Origin of the sequence: Pseudomonas sichuanensis (assembly GCF_003231305.1) — a bacterium.
Lineage (GTDB): Bacteria > Pseudomonadota > Gammaproteobacteria > Pseudomonadales > Pseudomonadaceae > Aquipseudomonas > Aquipseudomonas sichuanensis.
The window spans coordinates 1-1095 of sequence record NZ_QKVM01000129.1; the positions used below are offsets into that span (position 1 = coordinate 1).

At 56.7% G+C, this 1095-nt stretch carries 2 protein-coding genes; both read left to right on the top strand.

Translation table 11 applies throughout. From position 1 onward, the window contains the following. Positions 1 to 18: 18 nt before the first annotated feature. Positions 19 to 372, top strand: a complete 354-nt coding sequence (locus tag DM373_RS28385) for a transposase (RefSeq protein ID WP_157966912.1) — start codon at positions 19 to 21, stop codon at positions 370 to 372. A gap of 8 nt (positions 373 to 380) precedes the next feature. Further along, positions 381 to 1095: IS3 family transposase (locus DM373_RS28390; RefSeq protein ID WP_244215146.1), on the top strand; the 715-nt coding region annotated here is incomplete at its 3' end.

Sequence of the window (1095 nt, forward strand, 5' to 3'; positions counted from 1 at the left end):
TGAACTGGCCTAATGATTTTGGACACCTTCATCGGGCGCTATGATGGCGCCCAATTGGAGGCAAAATCAGTGCGTAAATCCTATTCAAGAGAATACAAAGTCCAAGCTGCCGAAATGGTACTGGACGGCGGCCAGTCAGTTCCTGAGGTCTGTGCAGCCCTTGGGCTTGGGCCCACAGCGCTTCGTCGCTGGGTTGAACAAGTGCGCCAGGAAAGAGCGGGCAAGGTGCCGGCTGGGGCCAAAGCGGTCACGCCGGAGCAACAGCGAATTGAAGAGCTCGAGGCGCTGGTCCGTCAAAAGGATCGGGACATCGAAATCCTAAAAAAGGCCAGTGCTCTCCTGCTACGGGACTCCAAAGATCGTTCTCGCTGATCAACGAGCTGAGTGAGCAGTACCCTGTTGTCGACTGCTGTCGCGTGCTTGGGGTCAAGCGCAGCAGTTTCTACGCGTGGCGCAAGCGGCAAGGGCGTGAAAACCCTGGCAGAGATGCGCTGCGCCGGCTTGTAATCGACCATTTCAAGACATCGCGAAATGCTTCAGGCTCACGAACACTCGTGCAGGAGCTGCGTCGTGAAGGCCACGAAGTCGGGCGATACAAAGTGCGCGCGCTGATGCGCGAAGCGGGCCTGAAGTGCAAGCAGCGCAGGCCGCACCGCTATCGGTCATCGGGTACGGAAGCATTGATTGCAGAGAATCAGCTGAAGCGAAACTTCAAGGTCTCGACGATCAACGAGGTTTGGTGTGGCGATGTGACTTACATTCAGGTTGGCAGACGTTGGCTGTATTTGGCCGCAGTAATCGACTTGTACGCACGCCGAGTTGTGGGCTGGGCGTTCTCAATGACTGCCGATGCCAGGCTGGCCTGTGATGCGCTACGCATGGCATCTGAGTCCAGAGGCAAGCCTGCTGGTGTGATGTTTCATTCAGACCAGGGCTGTCAGTACACCAGCCATAAATTCAGAGCAGCACTTGAAGAGTACAGCCTGAACCAGAGCATGAGCCATCGAGGCCAATGCTGGGACAACGCTGCCATGGAGCGATTCTTCGGCGCATTGAAATCAGAATGGGTGCCGGCGGAGGGGTACGAGACCGAAG